This window comes from Pseudomonas sp. LBUM1646 (genome assembly GCF_059716165.1).
In genome coordinates, this window is sequence record NZ_CP166810.1 from 3,935,259 (window position 1) to 3,954,707 (window position 19,449).

The following is a 19,449-nucleotide window of genomic DNA, read 5'->3' on the forward strand; positions in this document are numbered from 1 at the left end:
GCTCTTTCATAATGGTCGCACGATGAATCACGATCCTTTCGATGGCTTGACCGAATTCCTCGCGGTGGCCGAACACAAAAGCTTCACCCTCGCTGCCACCCGCCTGGCGGTCACGCCCACGGCGGTCAGCCACGCGATCAAGTTGCTGGAGCGGCGCACCGGCGTGCTGTTATTCCAGCGCACCACCCGGCGCGTGGCGTTGACCGAGGCCGGCGCCAGTTTGTTCACGCGCCTGCGTCCGGCCGCCAGTGAAATCGATGAGGCGCTGGCGGTGCTCAGCGGTTTTCGCGACCAGCCCATGGGCACGCTGCGCATCACCGCGCCACGGTTGTCCGGCGCGTTGCTGATCGAGCCGTTGATGCCGTTATTTCGCCAGGCTCACCCGCAAGTCACCCTCGATATTTCCCTGGACGACGCCACGGTGGATTTGATGGCGGGCGGCTTCGATGCCGGGATCCGGCTCGGCGAGTCGATCGAGAAAGACATGGTCGCCGTGCGTCTGACGCCTGACTTGCAATGGTCCGTGGTGGGCTCCCCGGCGTATTTCGCCAAGGCCGGCCAACCCGCCAGCCCGGAAGAACTGACCGGGCATGAGTGCATTGGCTTTCGCTTCTCGACCTCGGGCAATGCCCATCGCTGGGAGTTTCGCCGCGACGGTCGCGACTTTACCGTGGGCGTCGCCGGCGGCGTGATCGTCAATGATCGCAAACTGCTGGCGGCTGCGGCCCGGGATGGCTTGGGCCTGGCCTATGCCTGCGACCTGGAGATTGCTGACGAGTTGGCGGACGGTCGACTGCAACGGGTGCTGCAGCCGTTTGTACCGCTCAGTTCCGGGTTGTACCTGTACTTCCCCAGTCGCACCCAGACGCAGCCTAAACTGCGGGCGTTCATCGACATGGCCACTCGCTGGATTGCCGAACAGGGTGGCCTCGGCGCTAGACCCTCGGCTTGAGCAGGATGCCGGTGTAGCGCGTCAAAAACAGCCCGAACGCCATACTCCAGAGCAGCGCCGACAACCCGAGGCCCGCTCCCGAGAATGGAACGAGTAGCACTCGGCACAGGCCGGCAAGCATCAGTAAGGCAAAGCCCAGCACCACGGTTTTCGAGGGCTGGAGCAAGCGGCCGGTATGCCCCAGGCTGACCCGGGCAATCATCGCCAGGATCAGTCCGCCAATCCCGCCGACCGCCAGCGCATGGGTGGCCAGGCTCTGTTGCGGCATCAACCCGGCATGCCACAGCGCCATGGCCAATGTCGCCACCAGCAGCCAGACATACGCCAAGTACAGCGACCACAGCAGCGGCACTCGCCAGATCCCCCGGTCGTGCCAGCGCCACAAACGCAGCAGGTGCATACCGCCGAGCAGCAGGTACAACGCGGCCAGCCATAACCTTGGCGTATCGTTCAATCCGGCGGCAAACGACAGCGCGGCCAGCATCCCGCCCAGCAACAACACTCGGGTAGGCAGCGGATGCGCCGTTGCGAGCGCGGGCCGATTCAAACCGCGTTGAATGAAGAACGGAATGACCCGCCCGCCAATCATGCTCATCAGCGCCGCCACCAGCCACAAGGCGGCCAGCACGCCATGACGTTGCAGGATGGCGTCATGGGTCAGGATTCCCCACAGCGTCATCATCTGGCAGCTGGCCAGCAGCGTGATCATCAGCAGGATCGGATAGTTGTCGCGCTTGCGCGCCGCTACCAAATCTCGCCCCAGACACCCAGCCAATAGGGGCAGAAACGGTAGCTGTAACGTCAGCAAAGCCATTGGCGAGATCGGCAGCCACCAGGCCAGGCGCGCGACCAGCCACACCACCACCAGGCCGATCAACGGCCAACCGCAGAGTCCCGCCCTTCCCGTCCAGTTCGGCACCGCCGTCAACAGGAACCCGGCGATGATCGCCGTGGCAAAACTGAAGGGCATTTCATGTCGATGCCAGGCCAGCATCCCGCCGATCGGTTGCGCACCGGGCAAACGGCCGTATAACCACAGTGCCCAGATCGCCACGGCCAGCGCGGCAAACCCGGCGCCCGCGAGAAAGAAGGGTCGAAACCCAAGACTGAACGCCGATGCAGCCGCCAGTTTGCGCATCAGGCGATCGCCCCGACCGGATGGGTTGCCAGGCGATGTTGGGCGAGCAGGCGCATCACGTAGCCAATTTTCAGCAGCGTCGGGCCGATGATGGTCATGGCATGCATCGAGACCAGTACCACGATCGGCAAGTGCCCGGCGTATAAGTAAGCGCCGTAGATGCCAACCAAAAGCAGCATCAGGCCGAGGCCGAGCACTTTGCTCGACAGGTGCAGGACGTGTTGTGGATTGCTGAAAAAACCGAACATTTTTCCGTACTCCTGAAGTCGATCAGTTGTACGTTTGCTCTTCCAAAAGCCGTGCCAGGCTCTACAGGCTTATAAATCAATGGCTTGGTCGTATAGCAGTCAATATGACTCGACCACAGAATTGTCCTAATGACTCCATAAATGGTCATAGTGACTACGGCTCGTTAAATCCTTGCAACCAACAAGCTAAAAGCAAACCAATATCATTTGCGAAGAAACAGACCATTTGGTTTAATCGCGACCAATTCTTATTTGCACCGAAGGCGCACGTCGCCCATGGACATGTGCTCACGATGACGGTCGCCGAATCTTCCTGCGTTCAGAACCTCTACCTCGCTCATCACCGCTGGTTGCATGAGTTGCTGCGCCGACGTTTGAATAACGCCTTCGATGCCGCGGACCTGGCGCATGACACCTTTATCCGGGTGCTCAAACGCCCACCGGCATTCGACTGCCAAACCCGTGAGCGCTCTTATCTGGCGACCATCGCCCGAGGTCTGTGCATCGATCACTGGCGCCGTCGTCAGCTCGAACAAGCCTGGCTCGACACCCTGGCCGCGCGTCCTCAAGCCGTGCAGCCCTCGCCGGAGCAACGGGCGATCATCGTCGAAACCCTCTATGAAGTGGACGCCATGCTGCAACGGTTGCCGGCGCGGGTGCGCGATGCATTCATCCTGGCCCAGGTCCATGGCCTGCCCTACCGCGCCATCGCCGAGGAAATCGGTGTGTGCGAGCGCATGGTGAAAAAGTACCTGGCCCAAGCGTTGATGCATTGCGCGATGCTGGAGGCCGAACTCGACGGCCTGCTGATCGAGTAACCCATGTCCCGCCCTTCCCCGAACAGCATCAGCCACGCCAGCCTCGAACAGGCGGCCCAATGGTATGTGCAACTGCACGATCTACAGACCGGCGAACAGGACCGCGAACGCTGGCAAGCCTGGCTGGCGCAAAGCGGCGAACACCAGCAAGCCTGGCGCTACGTCGAGCGGGTCGGCCAACGCTTCGCGGCGCTTGAGGAAGATCAGCAACACGCCGCCGGGCATGTCTTGCGCACCACCGGGCGCTCATCGATCACCCGCCGCCAATCCCTCAAGAGCCTGCTTATCCTGGCATCGGGCAGCCTGTTGGGCTGGGGCGCGTGGCGACAGACGTCGTTGCCGGACACCCTGGGCCGCTGGACCGCCGACCTCGCCACCGGCACCGGCGAAACCCGGGAAAGCCTGCTCGGCGATGGCAGCCGGATCTGGCTCAACGCCCTGAGCGCGCTCAATGTCCGCTTCGATGACGCGCAACGGTTGCTGTTGCTGCGTTGCGGAGAAGTGTTAATCGACACCGCCAAAGACAGCCGCCGACCGTTCCTGGTGCAGACCGCGCAAGGCCAGATGCGTGCGCTGGGGACGCGCTTCAGCGTGCGTCAGGAGGAACAGCGCACGTTGCTGAACGTCTACGAAGGCGCGGTCGAAGTCCGCACTCTGCACGGTCAGGTGCAGATCGTCGAAGCCGGGCAACAACTGGCCTTCACCGAACACCACACGCCTGCCGCGACGCCCGCCGCCGCGGGGCGTGAAGCCTGGCGTCGCGGGGTGTTGCTGGCGGATAACCTGCCGCTGGGGCAATTGATCGAGCAATTGAGTCGCTACCGGCCAGGGCATCTGGCGTGCGATCCGGCCATCGCCGGGTTGCCGGTGATGGGCTCGTTCCCACTCAAGGACACCGATCAGGCCCTGCGCCTGCTGGAAGCGGCGCTGCCGATCCGGGTGCAGAAGGCCTTGGACTGGTGGGTCAGCGTCGGCCCGAGGGCATGATTCGCAACGCCCGTTCGTTCGCGCTCGCACTGGCAGTGAGTCTTGCGCCATGCATTGCCCCCGCCGCCAGTGAGCCGTCCGCCAGCCAGAAGCGTCATTACGCGATCGCCGCCGGCTCACTGGTCAGCGTGCTCAACCGCTTTGCCGAACAGGCCGGGATTTTCCTCGCTGGCCACAATGACCTGGCCAGCGGCAAACGCAGTCCAGGCTTGAATGGCGATTTCACCGAGCAGCAAGCCTTGCAGCGCCTGTTGCAAGGCAGCAATCTGCAAGCCCAGCCCCAAGCCGGTGGCGGTTATGTCCTGCAAACCGCACCCGAAGGCCTTTTGGAACTTGATGCGACGAATATCGCGGCTCCTGGCCTCGGCGCCATCACCGAAGACACCCACGCCTACACCACCGGTTCGACCTCCTCCGCCACTGGCCTGCCGCTGTCCTTGCGCGAAACCCCGCAATCGGTGACGGTGATCACCCGCCAGCAGATGGACGATCAGGGCGGCACCAGCATCGCCGACGTGCTGCGCCGCGCCCCCGGCATCAGCGTGCAGAACTACGACAGCGAGCGTTGGGAGTTTTCCAGCCGTGGCCTGCCGATCACCAATTTCCAGTACGACGGCGTCAATACCGACTACGACGGCGTCTACGATTACGGCACCACCAGCACCGACATGGCCACCTTCGACCGCGTCGACATCATCAAGGGCGCCACCGGCCTGATGACCGGATCGGGCGACCCGTCGGCCAGCGTCAACCTGATCCGCAAGCGCCCGACCAAGTCCTTCAAGGCCTCGGTCAGCGGCAGCGTCGGTTCCTGGGACAGCTACCGCAGCGAGGGCGACATATCCGGGCCGCTGAGCGAAAGCGGCAATGTGCGCGGACGTTTCGTCGGGGTTTATCAGGATCGTAGCGCCCACGCCGACCACTATCAAAACACCAAGGACATCGCCTACGGCATCCTCGAAGCCGACTTGACCCCGGACACCTTGCTCACCTTTGGTATCGACCAGCAAAACACCCGATCACGAGGTGCGAGCTGGACCGGTTTCCCGATGTTCAACAGCGACGGTTCGCGCACGCACTTCTCACGCTCGTTCAACCCGGCCACCGACTGGAGCCGCCGCGACTTCACCAATCAGACGCTATTCGCCGCGCTGGAACAGCAACTGGCCAATGACTGGAAACTGAAAGTCAGCTACGACCGCAAACACCGCCAGCACGACACCTTTCTCGCCTCGGCCAGTGGCGGCAATCCGGACCCGGTCACAGGGGACGGCATGTTCATGTACATGGGCAAGTTCAAGGGTGATGAGGTGCAGGACAACCTCGACGTCAACCTCAGCGGCCCGTTTAGCCTGTTCGGGCGCGAGCACGAGTTGATCGCCGGCTTCATAGCGATGAACACCCGCCAGGACATTCCGGTTCACGGCTCGGTCTACCCGGCGCTGGATGGCAGCATTTTCGACTGGCGTGGTGAGTTCCCGAAGCCGGACATTCCCCAGATCGGCCGTGACGACATCGTCCAGCGCCAGACCGGCGCCTACCTTGCCACGCGCTTGAAACTGACCGACGATCTGGCGCTGATCCTCGGCGGGCGGGTCAGCGATTTCAAGGGCAGCGATCACCTCGACTACACCGATCCCGGCAGGCCGGACGTGCGTGACCGCTACCGCCAGACCGGTGTGGTCACACCCTATGCCGGGTTGATCTTCGACCTCGACGACACTTACTCGGTGTACGCCAGCTACACCAACATTTATCAGCCGCAGATGAGCAAGGACGTCAATCGACAACTGCTCGACCCGGTCGAAGGCGACGCTTATGAAGCCGGCATCAAGGCAGAATATTTTGGCGGGCGGCTGAACGCCCGTTTTGCGTTGTTCCGCATCGAACAGGACAACCTCGCCGAGTACGTCAGCGGTGTCGATACCGAGTCGGTGTACCGCGCGGTGCAAGGCGCGACCACCAAGGGTTTCGAATTCGAGGTGGCCGGTGAAGTGCTGGACGGCTGGAAACTCTCGGCCGGCTACACCTACAACCACACCCGCGACGCCAAGGGCGATTACGTCTATGGCTCCGTGCTGCAAACCACCGCGCCCGAGCAAGTGGTGCGGGTGTTCAGCACGTATCGCTTACCCGGCGTCTGGGACAACCTCACCGTCGGTGGCGGGGTGAACTGGCAGAGCGAGTTTTTTGGCAATGTGTTCCAGCCGAATCCCAACGACAGCGGCCAATACGCGCGCATTACCCAGGAGAGTTATTACCTGGTGGATGTGATGGCGCGCTACCGCTTCAACGAGCACCTGAGCACCACGCTCAATGTGAAGAATCTGTTCGACAAGACCTATTACACCGGTCTCGGCAATTTTGGCACCGGGTTTTATGGGGAGCCGCGCAGCGTGCAACTGACGACCAAGTGGGATTTCTAGCGCCGCGCCTCAGGGGGTTTTTACGTAGCTGCCGCCGTATTTCCGGTACTCGCCGTAACCCGTCACGATCGCCGCTCCGTTGAGCAACTGCAGGCGAAAGACCGGCCCACCCTGGGCGTCCAGGACAATGGCCAGATTGCCCGCCAGCAACGCCGACTGATAATGGATTTCGCTCGGTGGATCCTTGAGCTGGGCGTAGTCGAGTGTGATATCGGCAGTCTCGGGTCCATTATCGATTCCCGGCAGTATTTTCACCGACAGCTCGCTGATTAGTCTCGCTTCAAAATTGGTCAGCCGGTACTCACCTTCACGCTGATTGTTGGCCACCCCTTCAAGTTTCTGCGGCGCAATCTTGAATTCGGCGAGACGCATTTTGGCGTTGAACTCGCGCTTGGCGCTGCGCCAGGTGCCTGTGTAAATACCCTGTCCGTCCGGTTCGTCTTTCAGGGACCAGTCGCCGGTGATCTGCCCGTCATCGTCCAATTCATGCAGCAACACACCGCGACCCTCGAGGGACTCGCCGACTAGCCGGATCGGTTTGCCGCTGCCGTTTTTGCCATAACGAACTTCACCGATGTACACCTCGCCCTGGATTTGCCACCAGAGTTCGAACGCGATCATGTCGTTCAGGGTGCCGCGAAACGTCAATGGCGGCTCGGTGTATGGGCCCTCGACAGAGCGGTGCTCGATCCACTGACCCTCCTTGAGTTCGCGCTCGGTGACATCCAGGTAGCCCAATGGCATATAGGGATTGGCTTGCGTCGGCATCTGCATCGCTTCGATCTTTTCGCCGACCATCACCGGTTCATTATTCGCGATCTGCCACGTCGCGCTTTGATGCCAGCAGCAGCCTCGTTTCGAACGGGTGTACAAGCGCTTCGCTGGCGGGTCTGTCTCGAACATGCCCAATTGGTTATCGCGGGTCAGGGAAGAGAACCCCGGGCTGAAGACCAACGTCGGGCTCGCCGGATCAGACAGGTAAATGTCATAGGACGGGCCGCCATAACCGCCCTCGCTGCCGTTGCGTACGGCCAGATCCTGTTGCCCGTCGAAATTGAAGTCCTCGAAAAACAACAGGCTCTGATCGCCGTAGGCCGGGGCCTGGTTGATTTCCAATTCCTGGCTGTCAGGTTTGTAGACGGCAAACGCCTCGGGCGAGTCGATGCGCTGCAGTACCTGGCCACTGGTTTTGTCGCGCAAGGTGATCTGCGCCGGCGCTCCCTCGTAGCTTTTTGCAGGAGGCTGCGGGAACAGCACCTCGATGGCATATTTCTGCGCGGGATCGGTGAGGTGATAAGTCAGCGGCGCGGCACTCGCGCCAGCGCTGGCGAGCAGGCAGGCGATAGCCAATAAACGAGGGGCAACCATGATGCTGAGCGTCCTTGCGGCAAATCGGGGCGGCCAGTCTAGCGACAAACGGTGCAGGCCGATATTGTTCGCCAACTCTTCGATCAAAAACCCGACATCGCCACGCGCCTTTAGCGGCGAGAGCTAATACACTCGTGCGATGAGCTACCCAGGACGCCGACGATGAAACACACCGTTGCCAAAGATGCCGACAAAGCCCCGCGTTTCTGGCGCGACGATGCCCTGCCCTTCATCGAGGCCCGGGCCATCGCCGATGGCCGCGAGGTCTGCTACGCCCGGCATTCCCATGAGCACTTTTCCATCGGCGCAATCACCGCCGGGCGCAGCACGTATGTGCATGAGCAATCGGCATTCGAGGTCAGCGCCGGCACCGTGGTGCTGATGAACCCTGGCGATGTCCACGCCTGCAACCCCATCGACGACCAGCCCTGGTCATACCTGATGCTCTACGTCGAGACACCGTGGCTGACTGACTTGCAGCATCAACTGGGGTTTAGCCAGGACCAGGCGTTTCGGCGGTTTTCCATCACCCACCTGCGCGACGCCAGCCTGTTTGCCGGGCTCAAGGGTTTGTATGAGGTGTTGGTCGATGATCAGCACGATGTGTTGCGTAAACACAGCGCGACGGTGGAGTTTTTCACCGACGTGCAGCAGCGCCTCAACCCGAACGATCAGCCGCTGCGCGAACCCAATTTCAAACTGGAACGGGCCGCCGATTACATCCGCGACAATTGCACACAGCTGCTCAAGCTTGAAGATATTTGCGAGGCGGCGCAGCTATCGCCGTCTTACCTGATCCGCGCATTCAAACAGCATTACGGCATGACGCCCCATGCGTTTCTGGTCAACCGGCGCATCCAGTTTGCCCGGGACCGATTGCGCAGCGGCAAGCTGATTGCGGATGTGGCACTGGAAGCCGGGTTTGCCGATCAGGCGCACTTTCAGCGGGTGTTCAAACAACATCTGGCAGCGACGCCGGGGCAGTATCGGGGCTGATGCTTTAACACCCGCGCACTACGGCAACATCAGGTAGATCGCACTCACCGCCAGCAGCAGCGCCATGCTCCGATTGAACAGGCGCATCCCCGCCGGATTATTCAGGTAGCCACGCAAAAACGTCCCGGCATAGGCCCAGCAGCCGACCGACAGGTAACAAACCACCAAATACACCGCCGCGAATTGCCAGACCAGCCGCGCCTCGCCATCGGCGACAAACGCGCCCATCCCTGCCACACAAGCCAGCCAGGCTTTCGGGTTGAGCCATTGCATCACCGCCCCGTAGAGCATCGATGGCGCCCGACCTGAGTCCTTTGCATCGAGCTGGCCGTTGTCGGCGGCCAACTTGTAGGCCATGAACAACAGGAACGCCACGCCCGCCCATTGCACGATTTGCGTCAGCGCCGGCCAGCGCCGTAATACCTCATGCAAGCCCAAACCCATCAGCACCAACAACAGCACGAAACCCAGCGTCGCCCCCGCCACATGCCGCTGACTGGCACGAAAACCAAACTGCGCCCCGGAACTCAACGCCACAATATTCACTGGCCCCGGTGTTATCGAAGCGACCAGTGCAAACGCCGCCATGGACATCATCAGACTCATCACAGACCTTCTTCAATTCAGTGGGAACAGCGCTCAAGGTAAAGAGCGCCCGGCCCCACGTATTGAAGAAAACTGCCCAACACGATGGCTCAATCGTCCTCGTGCAATTTGATCCCACGGGCATGCAGCAGGTGTGGCACCACCAGCACCAACAGCGTCAGTGCCAGAAACGAGGCCGCGATGGGTTGCGTGACGAAAATCGTCCAGTCGCCCTCGCTGATGGACAAGGCGTTGCGCAACTGCTTCTCGGCCATCGGCCCCAGCAGCATGCCGACGATCACCGGGGCGACAGGAAAGTCGAAACGCCGCATCAACACCCCGCCCCAGCCGATGGCCAGCATCAGCAGCAGGTCGAAGGACGAATGGCGCATGCCGTACACGCCAATGGTGGCGAACACCAGAATGCCGGCGTTCAAATAGGGTCGGGGGATTTGCAGCAGTTTGACCCACAGGCCCACCAGCGGCAGGTTCAACACCAGCAGGATGACGTTGCCGATGTACAACGAGGCCACGAGGGTCCAGACCAGTTCGCCGGAGGTCTGGAACAGCATCGGCCCTGGTTGCAGGTTGTAGTTCTGGAAGGCCGCCAACAAGATCGCCGCCGTGGCCGAAGTGGGAATGCCGAGTGTCAGCAGCGGCACCAACGAACCGGTGGCGCTGGCGTTGTTGGCCGCCTCGGGACCGGCGACGCCCTCAATCGCGCCCTCGCCCTTGCTGCCGGCAAACTCTTTCGGGTACTTGCTCAGTTTGCGTTCGGCGGAATACGACAGAAACGTCGGAATTTCAGCGCCACCCGCCGGAATCGAACCAAAGGGAAAACCGATCAGGGTTCCGCGCAGCCAGGCGGGGATCGAGCGTTTCCAGTCGGCGCGGGTCATCCACAATGAGGTCAAGCGGTGCCGCCCGGAGGTTTCCTCTTTTTGATACAGCAGGCTGTACAACGCCTCGCCCACGGCAAACAAACCCACGGCCACCAGCACCACTTCGATGCCATCCACCAGTTCCGGCACGCCCAAGGTGTAGCGGGCAATGCCCGAGGTCGCGTCGAGGCCGATCAGGCCCACCATCAGGCCAATCCCCAGCGAGGCGAACCCGCGCAGCATCGAAGCGCCAAGCACCGCCGACACCGTGGTGAAGGACAGCACCAGGATGGCGAAATATTCCGCCGGACCAAACTTGAGCGCCAGCGTGGCCACGAGGGGGGCAAACAGGGTCAGCAAGATCGTCGCGATAGTACCCGCGACGAATGAGCCTATCGCTGCGGTGGCCAGGGCCGGTCCGGCGCGGCCGTTGCGGGCCATGAGGTTGCCTTCAAGCGCCGTGACCATCGACGACGATTCCCCCGGCGTATTGAGCAGGATCGAGGTGGTAGAACCGCCAAACTGCGCGCCGTAATAGATCCCGGCGAACATGATCAACGCCCCGGTCGGGTCGACCTTGGCGGTGATCGGCAGCAGTAACGCCACGGTCAGCGCCGGGCCGATACCCGGCAAGACACCAATCGCGGTGCCGAGCAAACAACCGATAAAGCCCCACATCAGATTGATCGGTGTCAGCGCAGCGGAAAAACCAATGGCCAGGCTTGCGAGAATGTCCACCTTGTCGACCTCCTTAGGCCTGCATCAAATCCAGGCGTTGACCAGGGGCGGAAGGGAGACCCCAAGCCCGGCGTTGAACAGCCAGTAAATCGGTAGCGTCAAGGCAATGCCGATGGCCAGATCCCGCAGCGGCCGACGGCTGCCAAAGCCCCGTGCGGAACAGGCAAACAGCAATCCGGCTGCCAGCACGAAGCCGATGAGGTTAATCAGCACGGCCACCGCAACCAATCCGCCGGTGACCCACGCCGCGCCGAGTTTGCCGCCGGGCAACGCTTTGGCACTTTCGTCATCGTGGTCGGCCAGTTCGCGAAAACCACCACTGACCGCTTGATAGCTCAGCAACAGACCGACGACGCCGAGGAACGCGGCCAAGGCGTAGGGATAAACGTGGGCACCGAGAATGACGAAACCCATCTCCGCCGGAAAACGGAACGCGCCGACCGCCAACACGGCGCTGATGGCTATCACACCGACGCCAATCGCCAATTGCGCCGGGACTGTCTTGCGCGGCGTGGTCATTTCGAAATCAGCCCGACCTCAACCAGCATCGCCCGCAGTCGCACGTGTTCTTCGTCGACGAATTTGCCGAAGTCATCCCCGGTCAGGATGCTCGGTGACCAGGCGTTGATGGTGACGTTGTCCTGCCAGCCTTTGGTCTTGGCGGCGGCCAGCACGGCGCCAGTCACTTCCTGGCGCTGCTCGGGCGTGAGGTTGGCGGCGCCGTACACACCGCGCCAATTGCCGATAATCACGTCGTAGCCTTTCTCTTTAAGCGTCGGAGCATCGATGCCTTCAACGCGTGCGGGCGCGCCGATGGCGAGCACCCGGAACTGGCCGTTCTTGATGTATTGCCCCAGTTCGGCATAGCCACCGGTGATCACCTTGATCTGGCCGCCCAAGACCTGGGCCACGACTTCCCCGCCACCGGCGAAGGCAACGTAGTTGACCTTGTTCACGGGAATGTCCATTTTGCCGGCCAGATCGGCGATGCCGATGTGATCGATCGAGCCTTTGGAGCCACCGCCCCAAGTGATGCTCGAGGGTTTTTCCTTGAACGCCTTGAGCAAGTCGTCCAGGGTTTTGAACTCGGACTCCTTGCGTACGGCAATCACGTTGTATTCGGTAAACAGCCGGGCAATCGGGGTGACGTCCTTCAAGGTAATTTGCGGTTTGTTCTGTTCAATGCCCGCGACCATAATCGCGCCGACCACCAGCAACGCATTAGGATCGCCCTTGGTGCTGTTGGCAAACTGCGCCAAACCCAACGTCCCGCCGGCCCCGCCCTTGTTCTCGAATGTGACGGATTTGGCCGCTTTGGCTTCGACCAAGGCTTTGCCCAAGTCACGGGCGGTCTGGTCATAGCCGCCGCCCACGGAGCCCGGGGCCATGAACTTGACGGTGTCCAACGCAAAGACCGGCGTGGCGAGCGCGGCCGTGGTCACGGCGACAGCGATGGAGCGGGTGAATCGACGGAACATGGCCTGCATGGCTGGTCTCCTGCTCTTGTTATTTTGGGACGGCGGTTGAATCTCGCTCAGGAGCAAGCCCTGCTCACTGAACATGTGTCTGTGGACAGCGTAGGTCATAGATCGGTTTTTTGACGTGAAGGCCAAGTGTACGGCGACTTGCGTCCATCACTGTATGGTCCGGCTCCCCTTCCATCCGTGATAAAAAAAGGGTTCCCGGATCAGGAGCCCCCATCATGGACCTCGCCACCCTCACCCTGTTTGTCCCTGCCTGCTTTGCCTTGAACATGGCCCCCGGCCCGAACAATCTGCTATCCGTCAGCAACTCCACCCGCTATGGCTATCGCCGCGCCTGTGTGGCCGGGGTCGGGCGCTTGCTCGCATTTGCCGGGATGATCGCCCTCGCCTCGGCCGGGCTGGCGGTGGTGCTGCAAACGTCCGAACTGTTGTTCTACGGAATCAAGATTCTGGGGGCGGCGTATTTGTTCTATCTCGCCTGGCAGCTGTGGCGGGCCGATCCTGGCGCGCAAAACGTAGTGGCCGGCGCGCCAGTGGGGATGCTGGCATTGGCGCGCCAGGAGTTCCTGGTGGCGGCGGGTAATCCGAAGGCGATCCTGATCTTCACCGCGTTTCTCCCGCAATTCGTCGACCCGACTCGAGCGATAACACCGCAATTCGCGGTGCTTGGCGCGCTGTTCCTGATGCTGGAGTGGGTCGCCATCAGCGCCTACGCCTACATGGGCCTGCACATGCGCCGCTGGTTCGCCGAACCGCGGGGCAAGCGGATCTTCAACCGTTGCTGCGCGGGGTTGTTGTCGGCGGCGGCTTCGGTGTTGTTGATGGCGCGCAGGGCCTGACACCACCCTGCAGGAGCGAAGCTTGCTTGCGAAAGCGTCGGCACATTCAATATTTATGTGTCAGACAGACCGCTCTCGCGAGCAAACTTCGCTCCTACCGGTCACGTTGCCCCTTTTCAGGATGCCCTCAATGAACCTGAACATCATCTACGCCCTCGGCGCCGCCGCGCTGTTCGGTGCCAGTACGCCGCTGGCCAAGTTGTTGGGGCTGAACCTCTCGCCGATCCTGCTGGCCGGGTTGTTGTACCTGGGCAGCGGCGTGGGCCTGACCCTGGTCCGGTTGATCCGCGACCGCCGCTGGCAGCCCAGCGGTCTCAAGGCGTCTGAATGGCCCTGGCTGATCGGCGCTATCGCCTTTGGCGGCGTGCTGGGGCCGGTGGCGCTGATGTTCGGCCTGACGCTGACCTCCGGCGCTACAGCCTCGCTGATGCTCAACCTCGAATCGGTGCTCACCGCCGTGCTGGCCTGGGTCGTATTCAAGGAGAACGCCGACCGGCGCATCGTCGCCGGGATGCTGGCGATTGTGGCCGGTGGCTTGCTGCTGGCCTGGCCGCAAGGTTCGACGCAAACACAGGGCTGGATCGGGCCGTTGGCGGTGGCGCTGGCCTGTGCCTGCTGGGCCGTCGATAACAACCTGACGCGCAAGGTTTCGGCGTCGGATGCGCTATTCATTGCCGGCATCAAGGGCTTGGTCGCCGGACTGGTCAATTGCAGCCTGGCGCTGATCTTGGGCGCCAAACTGCCGCAGTTCGATGTGCTTGGGCCAACCCTGATCGTCGGTTTCCTCGGCTACGGCATCAGTCTGGTGCTGTTCGTGTTGGCCCTGCGCGGGCTGGGCACTGCACGCACCGGCGCGTACTTTTCCACGGCGCCGTTCCTCGGCGCGGCAATCGCCATTGTGCTGCTGGGTGAACCGGTGACGCTGACGTTCTGGGCCGCCGCCCTGCTGATGGGCCTCGGGGTGTGGATTCACCTGAAGGAAAGCCACGCCCACGACCATCAACACGAGGCGCTTAAGCACGGCCATCGGCATGTGCATGATGAGCATCACCAGCATGAGCATCCGTTCGAATGGGACGGCACCGAGCCCCACAGCCACGAACATGAACACACGCCCATGCACCATAGTCATCCGCACTTCCCGGATATCCATCATCGGCATCGACATTAGCCTGATGAATTCGCTGTCGATTTTCCGGTGGAGGCCACCCACGACCAGCCCTATGCTCACCCCATGAACCTACAAAACGCTGTGCTGCCACCCCACGCCGAGATGGTTCGCGCCATGCTCGAACGAGACACCGCCTACGAGGGGGTGTTTTTTACTGCGGTCAAAACCACCGGGATTTTCTGCCGCCCCAGTTGCACGGCGCGCAAACCCAAGCCGGAGAACGTCGAGTTCTTCGCCCACGCCGATGAGTGCATGTCCGCCGGCTATCGCGCCTGCCTGCGCTGCAAGCCGCTGGATGCGGCGGCCATCGCGCCGGATTGGGTGCAGCGGCTGCTTAAACAGGTTGATGCCGAGCCGGACCAGCGCTGGACCGACGCGCAGTTGCAAGCCGAAGGCATCGAGCCACTCAAATTGCGGCGCTGGTTCAAGCAGCATTTCGGCATGACCTTCCACGCCTGGCTGCGCACCCGGCGCCTGGGCATGGCGTTGGGCGGGATCAAGCAGGGCGAGTCCATCGACAACGTGGCCTTCGATTCCGGCTACGAATCCCTGAGCGGTTTTCGCGATGCTTTCCAAAAGTCCTTTCATATCACCCCGGGCCGCGCGGCCAATAGCGAGCCGTTGCTGTTCACCCGGCTGACCACGCCACTGGGGCCGATGATTGCCATGGCTGAACGGCGTGGGTTGGTGCTGCTGGAGTTTCTCGATCGTCCGGCACTGACTAAGGAAGTCGAAGAACTGCAAAACCGGTATGGCTACGTCGTGGCCCCAGGACACAACGGTCACTTGAAGCAAATCGAGACCGAACTGGCGCAGTATTTCGCCGGGCAACTGACCGAATTCACGGTGCCGTTGCACTTGCCGGGCAGCGAGTTTGCCCGACAGGTCTGGGCCGAACTGGCACAGATCCCCTACGGCCACACCAGCACTTATGGCGCTATCGCCGCGCTGCTTGGCAAACCCGGTGCCAGCCGCGCCGTGGGCTTGGCCAACGGGCATAATCTCCTGGCGATTGTGCTGCCCTGTCATCGGGTGATCGGCACCGACGGTTCGCTGACCGGCTATGGTGGTGGACAACCGCGCAAGGCGTTTCTACTCAGGCTGGAAAAAGCCGCCGTGCAGATCACTCAACAGTTGGCATTCTGATCATTTCATAGGGAAGGAAATTCGATGGAAGCGTTCGACCAACAGTTCCACAGGCTGCATCAGGACGGCTTGCTGATCCTCACCAACGTCGCCGATGCCACCGAGGCGCGGCTGGTGGAACAACTGGGCAGCAAAGCCGTGGCCACCAGCAGCGCGGCGGTGGCTTGGGCCCATGGTTATCAGGACGGCAACAGCCTGCCCCTCGAACGGTTGGTGGCGACGGTCGAGTCGATTGCGCGAGTCATTAGCGTGCCGCTGACCGTGGATATCGAGGCCGGTTACTCCGATGACCTGGTGCGGGTCGCTGAAGTGATCGACGCGGTGATCGCTGCCGGCGCCATCGGCATCAATATCGAGGATGGCGCCTCCCCACCGGAGTTGCTGGTGCGCAAGATCGAGATCGCCCGGCAGGTCGCCGAACGTCGGGGCGTGAAGTTGTTTATCAACGCCCGCACCGACGTGTACCTCAAGAGCCTGGTGCCCGCCGAAGATCGCGTCGCCGAAACGCTTAAGCGTGCGGCGCTGTATCAGGCTGCCGGGGCCGATGGGTTATTCGCGGCGGGCGTCACGGCGGAGTATGAGATCCGGGCGATATGCCAAGGCACGTCGCTGCCGGTTAACGTGCTGGGCAATGCCAGCCTGCCGTCGCCCGATGAGCTGAAAAAACTCGGTGTGCGACGGTTGAGCGCCGGTTCCGGTATTGCTGAATTCCTGTATGGCGCCATGGGAGCCTTGGCGAAAAGCTTTCTGGAAACCGGCAAGCTCGATAGCCACGACCTCAAGGCGCTCACTTATGGCGAGGTTAACGGCCTGCTCAAAAAATCTTGATCTCCATGCCCGATCTCTATCTGCCTGCCAGTACCTTTCTAGCGTCTATCGACGACGACTGGCAGCGGCACATCAGCGCCATCGGTCCCTGCCTGCATCAACCCCATCCGGCGCGCGATCCTTATGAGTCGCTGGTGCGGGCGATTGCCTATCAGCAACTGCATGCCAAGGCCGGGGATGCGATTGTCGGGCGGTTGTTGGCGTTGTTTCCTTCAGGTGCATTCCCGAGGCCTGAACAGATTCTGGCGACAGACTTCGATCAGATGCGTAGTTGCGGGTTTTCCGCCAGCAAGATTGCGACCATTCAAGGCATTGCCCAGGCAACCCTGGACGGGGTGGTGCCGGATTACGCCACGGCGTTGGCGATGGACGATGAGGCGCTGATCGAGCGACTGATCACCCTGCGCGGTGTGGGCCGCTGGACCGTGGAAATGTTGCTGATCTACAGCCTGGAGCGGCCGGATATTTTGCCGGCGGATGACTTTGGCGTGCGTGAGGGGTACCGGCGGATGAAGGGGCTGGAGGTGCAGCCCACTCGTAGGCAGATGATTGAGATCGGGTTGGACTGGAAGCCTTATCGGACGGTGGCTGCGTGGTACTTGTGGCGGGTGCCGAAACCACCCCTCACAACCCCGACTTCAACCGACTGAACGCCCGAATCAACGCCCGGTTAAACACCTTCCCGTTGTCATTCTTGCTATACAGCGACGCGCGCACTGCAGCCGACGGATACGTCCCCGGATCATTGCGAATCGCCGGATCAATCAACCCGTCCGCCGCGGTAATCGCATTGGCGTAGTGGATGGTGTCGGTGATCGGCGCAATCACCTGCGGCGTCATCAGGTAATCCATCAGCGCCAGCCCCGCTTGCGGATGCGGCGCATCCTTGGGAATGACCATGGCATCGAACCAGATCAACGTGCCCTCCTTCGGTATCCGGTAACTCAGTTTGAACGGTTTGTTCGCAGCCTCAGCCTGGCCGGCGGCGATGGCGACGTTGCCGTTCCACGACATCGCCACGCAGGTATTGCCGTTGGCCAGGTCGCTGATGTTCAGGTCGTTGTCGAAGTAGCGGATGTAGGGCCGGATTTTCGCCAATTGCTGTTCGGCGAGTTTCAGGTCATCGAGATTCTGGCGGTTGATGTCCAGGCCCATGTACTTCATGACCGCCGCAAACACTTCGTTGGGATCGTTGAGCAGACTGACCCCGCAATCGGCGAATTTCGCCACCACTGCCGGATCGAACAACATTGCCCAACTGTCCCGTGGCGCGTCAGGCAGACGGTGCTTGACCGCCTCTTCCTGATAGCCAACGCCCGTGGTGCCCCAGGCGTAGATTCCGGCGTAGCGATTGCCCGGATCGAACACCGCCATGTGCTGACGAAACTCCTCGCCGACGCCGGCAAAATGCGGCAGTTGCTGCTTGTCCACGGTTTGGATCGCGCCGCTCTGGATAGCCCGGGACAAGTGCTGCCCCGCCGTCAGCACCAGATCGTAACCACTGCGACCGGTGAGCAGTTTGGTCTCGACGGTTTCCAGGGAATCGAAATGATCGGCGACCACATGAATGCCGGTCTGCTTCTCGAAATTACTCAGGGTGTCCGGGGCCAGGTACTCGCCCCAGATGTACAGGTTGACCACCGGTTTGACGGTGTCGGCGGCCTGCACACACAGGGGTGCAAGCACCAGCAATAACGCTTGAGTCAGTTTGTGCAGGCCCATGATTAAGCTCCCTTCCCGGCGTATTGCGGCATGGTGATACAGGCGACGTTGCCGCCGCCGAGGAGGATTTCCCGGGAGTTTTCGATGCCGACAATCTTGTGCTGCGGGAACAGTTCGGCGAGGGTCGCCAATGCAGCCTGATCCTGACGATCACCGAACAACGGCACCACAATCGAGCTGTTGCCTGCGTAATAGTTGATGTACGACGCGCAAATTTTCGTCCCGGCCTGGCGGGTATGGGTGCTGTCCTGTTGATCGAGGCCTTCGGCTTCTTCGGCGGTCCATTCCAGCACATCCGGTTGCGGCAACTTGTGCACGATTAACTCGCGGCCACGACTGTCCCGGGTACTGCGCAGAATGTCGTAGGCCTCCTGATAGATTTCCCATTGCGGGTCATCGCGATTATCGGTCCATTGCAGCACCACTTCGCCGGGGCGGATGAAGCATGCGAGGTCATCGACGTGGCCGTCGGTTTCGTCGAACTTGCAGCCCCGTGGCAGCCAGATGATTTGCTCGGCGCCGAGGTAATCGGTCAGCCGCCGGGTGACTTCTTCTTTGCCCAGATGTTGGTTGCGATTGCGGTTGAGCAGGCATTGTTCGGTGGTGAGGATGCTGCCCTGGCCGTCGCTCTGGATGCCGCCGAGTTCGGCAATCAATGGGGCGCGGTAACGGTCGAAGCGTTCGATTTCGAGGATCTTGCTGGCGATCTGGTCGTCTTTGTCCCACGGGTAATACAAGCCGCCGTCGAGGCCGCCATACGCGTTGAACTCGAAATCCACGCCGCGCACTTCACCGCTGGCGTCGTTGACCACAAAGCACGGGCCACTGTCACGAAACCAGGTGTCGTTGCAGGTCATTTCCACTACCCGCACTTGCGGCGGCAGTTGCCGGCGCGCGGTGGCGAACTGCGTGGCGGAGGCACATACGGTGACTGGTTCGCTTTGGGAAATCGCAGTGACAATCTGCACCCAGACTTTCTGCGCAGGCTTGGCGCCGTTGCGCCAGACGTCGGTGCGCTCCGGCCAGCCGAGCCAGCAACCGGATTTGGTTTCGAACTCGCCGGGCAGGCGGAAACCATCGTGCTTGGGGGTGGAATCGAGCAAACGTGCCATGGGCAAACCT

At 61.6% G+C, this 19,449-nt stretch carries 19 protein-coding genes; 10 read left to right on the forward strand and 9 right to left on the reverse strand.

All coding sequences use genetic code 11. The features are described from left to right. Nucleotides 1–22 precede the first annotated feature (22 nt). The gene (locus ACA071_RS17900) at nt 23–952 is read left to right on the forward strand and encodes a LysR family transcriptional regulator (RefSeq protein WP_497640365.1); all 930 of its coding nucleotides are present in this window, start codon (nt 23–25) and stop codon (nt 950–952) included. Here the strand turns inward: ACA071_RS17900 and ACA071_RS17905 are convergent. After that, nucleotides 936–2,090 carry an NnrS family protein gene (locus ACA071_RS17905; protein WP_497640366.1) on the reverse strand — a complete coding sequence of 385 codons (1,155 nt, stop codon included), beginning with the start codon at nt 2,088–2,090 and terminating at the stop codon, nt 936–938. The genes ACA071_RS17900 and ACA071_RS17905 overlap by 17 nt on opposite strands. Then, nucleotides 2,090–2,338, reverse strand: a complete 249-nt coding sequence (locus tag ACA071_RS17910) for a transmembrane sensor/regulator PpyR (protein ID WP_497640367.1) — start codon at nt 2,336–2,338, stop codon at nt 2,090–2,092. Before ACA071_RS17910 ends, ACA071_RS17905 begins: the two co-directional genes overlap by 1 nt. Nucleotides 2,339–2,631: 293 nt before the next feature. Here ACA071_RS17910 and ACA071_RS17915 point away from each other — a divergent pair, with 293 nt between their 5' ends. The 3 genes from ACA071_RS17915 to ACA071_RS17925 are packed head-to-tail and all read left to right on the forward strand — an operon-like array spanning nt 2,632 to nt 6,569. Continuing rightward, entirely contained in the window at nt 2,632–3,156 is a 525-nt protein-coding gene (locus tag ACA071_RS17915) for a sigma-70 family RNA polymerase sigma factor (protein ID WP_497640368.1), read from the forward strand. 3 nt (nt 3,157–3,159) lie between these two features. Further along, nucleotides 3,160–4,143: a FecR domain-containing protein gene (locus ACA071_RS17920; RefSeq protein ID WP_497640369.1), complete on the forward strand. Its 984-nt coding sequence runs from the start codon at nt 3,160–3,162 to the stop codon at nt 4,141–4,143. Then, entirely contained in the window at nt 4,140–6,569 is a 2,430-nt protein-coding gene (locus ACA071_RS17925) for a TonB-dependent siderophore receptor (RefSeq protein ID WP_497645337.1), read from the forward strand. The genes ACA071_RS17920 and ACA071_RS17925 overlap by 4 nt, the downstream gene beginning before the upstream one ends. 9 nt (nt 6,570–6,578) lie before the next feature. Here ACA071_RS17925 and ACA071_RS17930 read toward each other — a convergent pair whose 3' ends face one another. Then, nucleotides 6,579–7,937 carry an XAC2610-related protein gene (locus tag ACA071_RS17930; protein WP_497640370.1) on the reverse strand — a complete coding sequence of 453 codons (1,359 nt, stop codon included), beginning with the start codon at nt 7,935–7,937 and terminating at the stop codon, nt 6,579–6,581. Between the two features lie 162 nt (nt 7,938–8,099). Here ACA071_RS17930 and ACA071_RS17935 point away from each other — a divergent pair, with 162 nt between their 5' ends. Then, nucleotides 8,100–8,933, forward strand: coding sequence for an AraC family ligand binding domain-containing protein (locus tag ACA071_RS17935; protein ID WP_497640371.1), 834 nt, complete (start codon nt 8,100–8,102; stop codon nt 8,931–8,933). 18 nt (nt 8,934–8,951) lie between these two features. On the opposite strand, the gene ACA071_RS17940 is transcribed toward ACA071_RS17935, so the two are convergent. The 4 genes from ACA071_RS17940 to ACA071_RS17955 form a co-directional block, all read right to left on the reverse strand. Beyond that, on the reverse strand, nt 8,952–9,539 hold the full coding sequence (locus ACA071_RS17940) for a LysE family translocator (protein ID WP_497640372.1): 588 nt from the start codon (nt 9,537–9,539) through the stop codon (nt 8,952–8,954). Between the two features lie 89 nt (nt 9,540–9,628). After that, the gene (locus ACA071_RS17945; protein WP_497640373.1) at nt 9,629–11,137 is read right to left on the reverse strand and encodes a tripartite tricarboxylate transporter permease; all 1,509 of its coding nucleotides are present in this window, start codon (nt 11,135–11,137) and stop codon (nt 9,629–9,631) included. Nucleotides 11,138–11,161: 24 nt separating this feature from the next. Then, nucleotides 11,162–11,656: a tripartite tricarboxylate transporter TctB family protein gene (locus ACA071_RS17950; protein WP_497640374.1), complete on the reverse strand. Its 495-nt coding sequence runs from the start codon at nt 11,654–11,656 to the stop codon at nt 11,162–11,164. Further along, nucleotides 11,653–12,624, reverse strand: a complete 972-nt coding sequence (locus ACA071_RS17955) for a tripartite tricarboxylate transporter substrate binding protein (RefSeq protein WP_497640375.1) — start codon at nt 12,622–12,624, stop codon at nt 11,653–11,655. Before ACA071_RS17955 ends, ACA071_RS17950 begins: the two co-directional genes overlap by 4 nt. Before the next feature lie 215 nt (nt 12,625–12,839). Between ACA071_RS17955 and ACA071_RS17960 the strand changes: the two genes are divergently transcribed. From ACA071_RS17960 to ACA071_RS17980, 5 genes are all read left to right on the forward strand, one after another. Beyond that, nucleotides 12,840–13,460, forward strand: a complete 621-nt coding sequence (locus tag ACA071_RS17960; protein ID WP_497640376.1) for a LysE family translocator — start codon at nt 12,840–12,842, stop codon at nt 13,458–13,460. A 130-nt stretch (nt 13,461–13,590) separates the two neighbouring features. Beyond that, nucleotides 13,591–14,631 (forward strand): DMT family transporter, encoded by a 1,041-nt coding sequence (locus tag ACA071_RS17965; RefSeq protein WP_497640377.1) that lies wholly within the window; start codon nt 13,591–13,593, stop codon nt 14,629–14,631. A 63-nt stretch (nt 14,632–14,694) separates the two neighbouring features. Further along, a complete protein-coding gene (locus ACA071_RS17970) occupies nt 14,695–15,777 on the forward strand; it encodes a bifunctional transcriptional activator/DNA repair enzyme AdaA (protein ID WP_497640378.1) in 1,083 nt (360 codons plus the stop codon). 24 nt (nt 15,778–15,801) lie between these two features. Next, nucleotides 15,802–16,605 carry an isocitrate lyase/PEP mutase family protein gene (locus ACA071_RS17975; RefSeq protein WP_497640379.1) on the forward strand — a complete coding sequence of 268 codons (804 nt, stop codon included), beginning with the start codon at nt 15,802–15,804 and terminating at the stop codon, nt 16,603–16,605. 5 nt (nt 16,606–16,610) lie between these two features. Continuing rightward, on the forward strand, nt 16,611–17,255 hold the full coding sequence (locus ACA071_RS17980) for a DNA-3-methyladenine glycosylase family protein (RefSeq protein WP_497640380.1): 645 nt from the start codon (nt 16,611–16,613) through the stop codon (nt 17,253–17,255). Here ACA071_RS17980 and ACA071_RS17985 read toward each other — a convergent pair. Together ACA071_RS17985 and aguA are read right to left on the reverse strand one after the other, a co-directional pair. Further along, nucleotides 17,230–18,327 (reverse strand): extracellular solute-binding protein, encoded by a 1,098-nt coding sequence (locus tag ACA071_RS17985; protein ID WP_497640381.1) that lies wholly within the window; start codon nt 18,325–18,327, stop codon nt 17,230–17,232. The two genes, ACA071_RS17980 and ACA071_RS17985, sit on opposite strands and share 26 nt — an antisense overlap. Nucleotides 18,328–18,329: 2 nt before the next feature. Beyond that, nucleotides 18,330–19,439 carry an agmatine deiminase gene (aguA, locus tag ACA071_RS17990; protein WP_497640382.1) on the reverse strand — a complete coding sequence of 370 codons (1,110 nt, stop codon included), beginning with the start codon at nt 19,437–19,439 and terminating at the stop codon, nt 18,330–18,332. Between the last annotated feature and the right edge of the window lie 10 nt (nt 19,440–19,449).

Bases quoted from the DNA above. Each gene is read 5' to 3' on its own strand.
- ACA071_RS17900 (WP_497640365.1), top strand. From the start codon at position 23: ATGAATCACGATCCTTTCGATGGCTTGACCGAATTCCTCGCGGTGGCC.
- ACA071_RS17960 (WP_497640376.1), top strand. From the start codon at position 12,840: ATGGACCTCGCCACCCTCACCCTGTTTGTCCCTGCCTGCTTTGCCTTG.
- ACA071_RS17915 (WP_497640368.1), top strand. From the start codon at position 2,632: ATGACGGTCGCCGAATCTTCCTGCGTTCAGAACCTCTACCTCGCTCAT.
- ACA071_RS17985 (WP_497640381.1), bottom strand. From the start codon at position 18,327: ATGGGCCTGCACAAACTGACTCAAGCGTTATTGCTGGTGCTTGCACCC.
- ACA071_RS17920 (WP_497640369.1), top strand. From the start codon at position 3,160: ATGTCCCGCCCTTCCCCGAACAGCATCAGCCACGCCAGCCTCGAACAG.
- ACA071_RS17965 (WP_497640377.1), top strand. From the start codon at position 13,591: ATGAACCTGAACATCATCTACGCCCTCGGCGCCGCCGCGCTGTTCGGT.
- ACA071_RS17905 (WP_497640366.1), bottom strand. From the start codon at position 2,090: ATGCGCAAACTGGCGGCTGCATCGGCGTTCAGTCTTGGGTTTCGACCC.
- ACA071_RS17955 (WP_497640375.1), bottom strand. From the start codon at position 12,624: ATGCAGGCCATGTTCCGTCGATTCACCCGCTCCATCGCTGTCGCCGTG.
- ACA071_RS17925 (WP_497645337.1), top strand. From the start codon at position 4,140: ATGATTCGCAACGCCCGTTCGTTCGCGCTCGCACTGGCAGTGAGTCTT.
- ACA071_RS17910 (WP_497640367.1), bottom strand. From the start codon at position 2,338: ATGTTCGGTTTTTTCAGCAATCCACAACACGTCCTGCACCTGTCGAGC.
- ACA071_RS17950 (WP_497640374.1), bottom strand. From the start codon at position 11,656: ATGACCACGCCGCGCAAGACAGTCCCGGCGCAATTGGCGATTGGCGTC.
- ACA071_RS17930 (WP_497640370.1), bottom strand. From the start codon at position 7,937: ATGGTTGCCCCTCGTTTATTGGCTATCGCCTGCCTGCTCGCCAGCGCT.
- ACA071_RS17975 (WP_497640379.1), top strand. From the start codon at position 15,802: ATGGAAGCGTTCGACCAACAGTTCCACAGGCTGCATCAGGACGGCTTG.
- ACA071_RS17970 (WP_497640378.1), top strand. From the start codon at position 14,695: ATGAACCTACAAAACGCTGTGCTGCCACCCCACGCCGAGATGGTTCGC.
- ACA071_RS17980 (WP_497640380.1), top strand. From the start codon at position 16,611: ATGCCCGATCTCTATCTGCCTGCCAGTACCTTTCTAGCGTCTATCGAC.
- ACA071_RS17935 (WP_497640371.1), top strand. From the start codon at position 8,100: ATGAAACACACCGTTGCCAAAGATGCCGACAAAGCCCCGCGTTTCTGG.
- aguA (WP_497640382.1), bottom strand. From the start codon at position 19,439: ATGGCACGTTTGCTCGATTCCACCCCCAAGCACGATGGTTTCCGCCTG.
- ACA071_RS17940 (WP_497640372.1), bottom strand. From the start codon at position 9,539: ATGAGTCTGATGATGTCCATGGCGGCGTTTGCACTGGTCGCTTCGATA.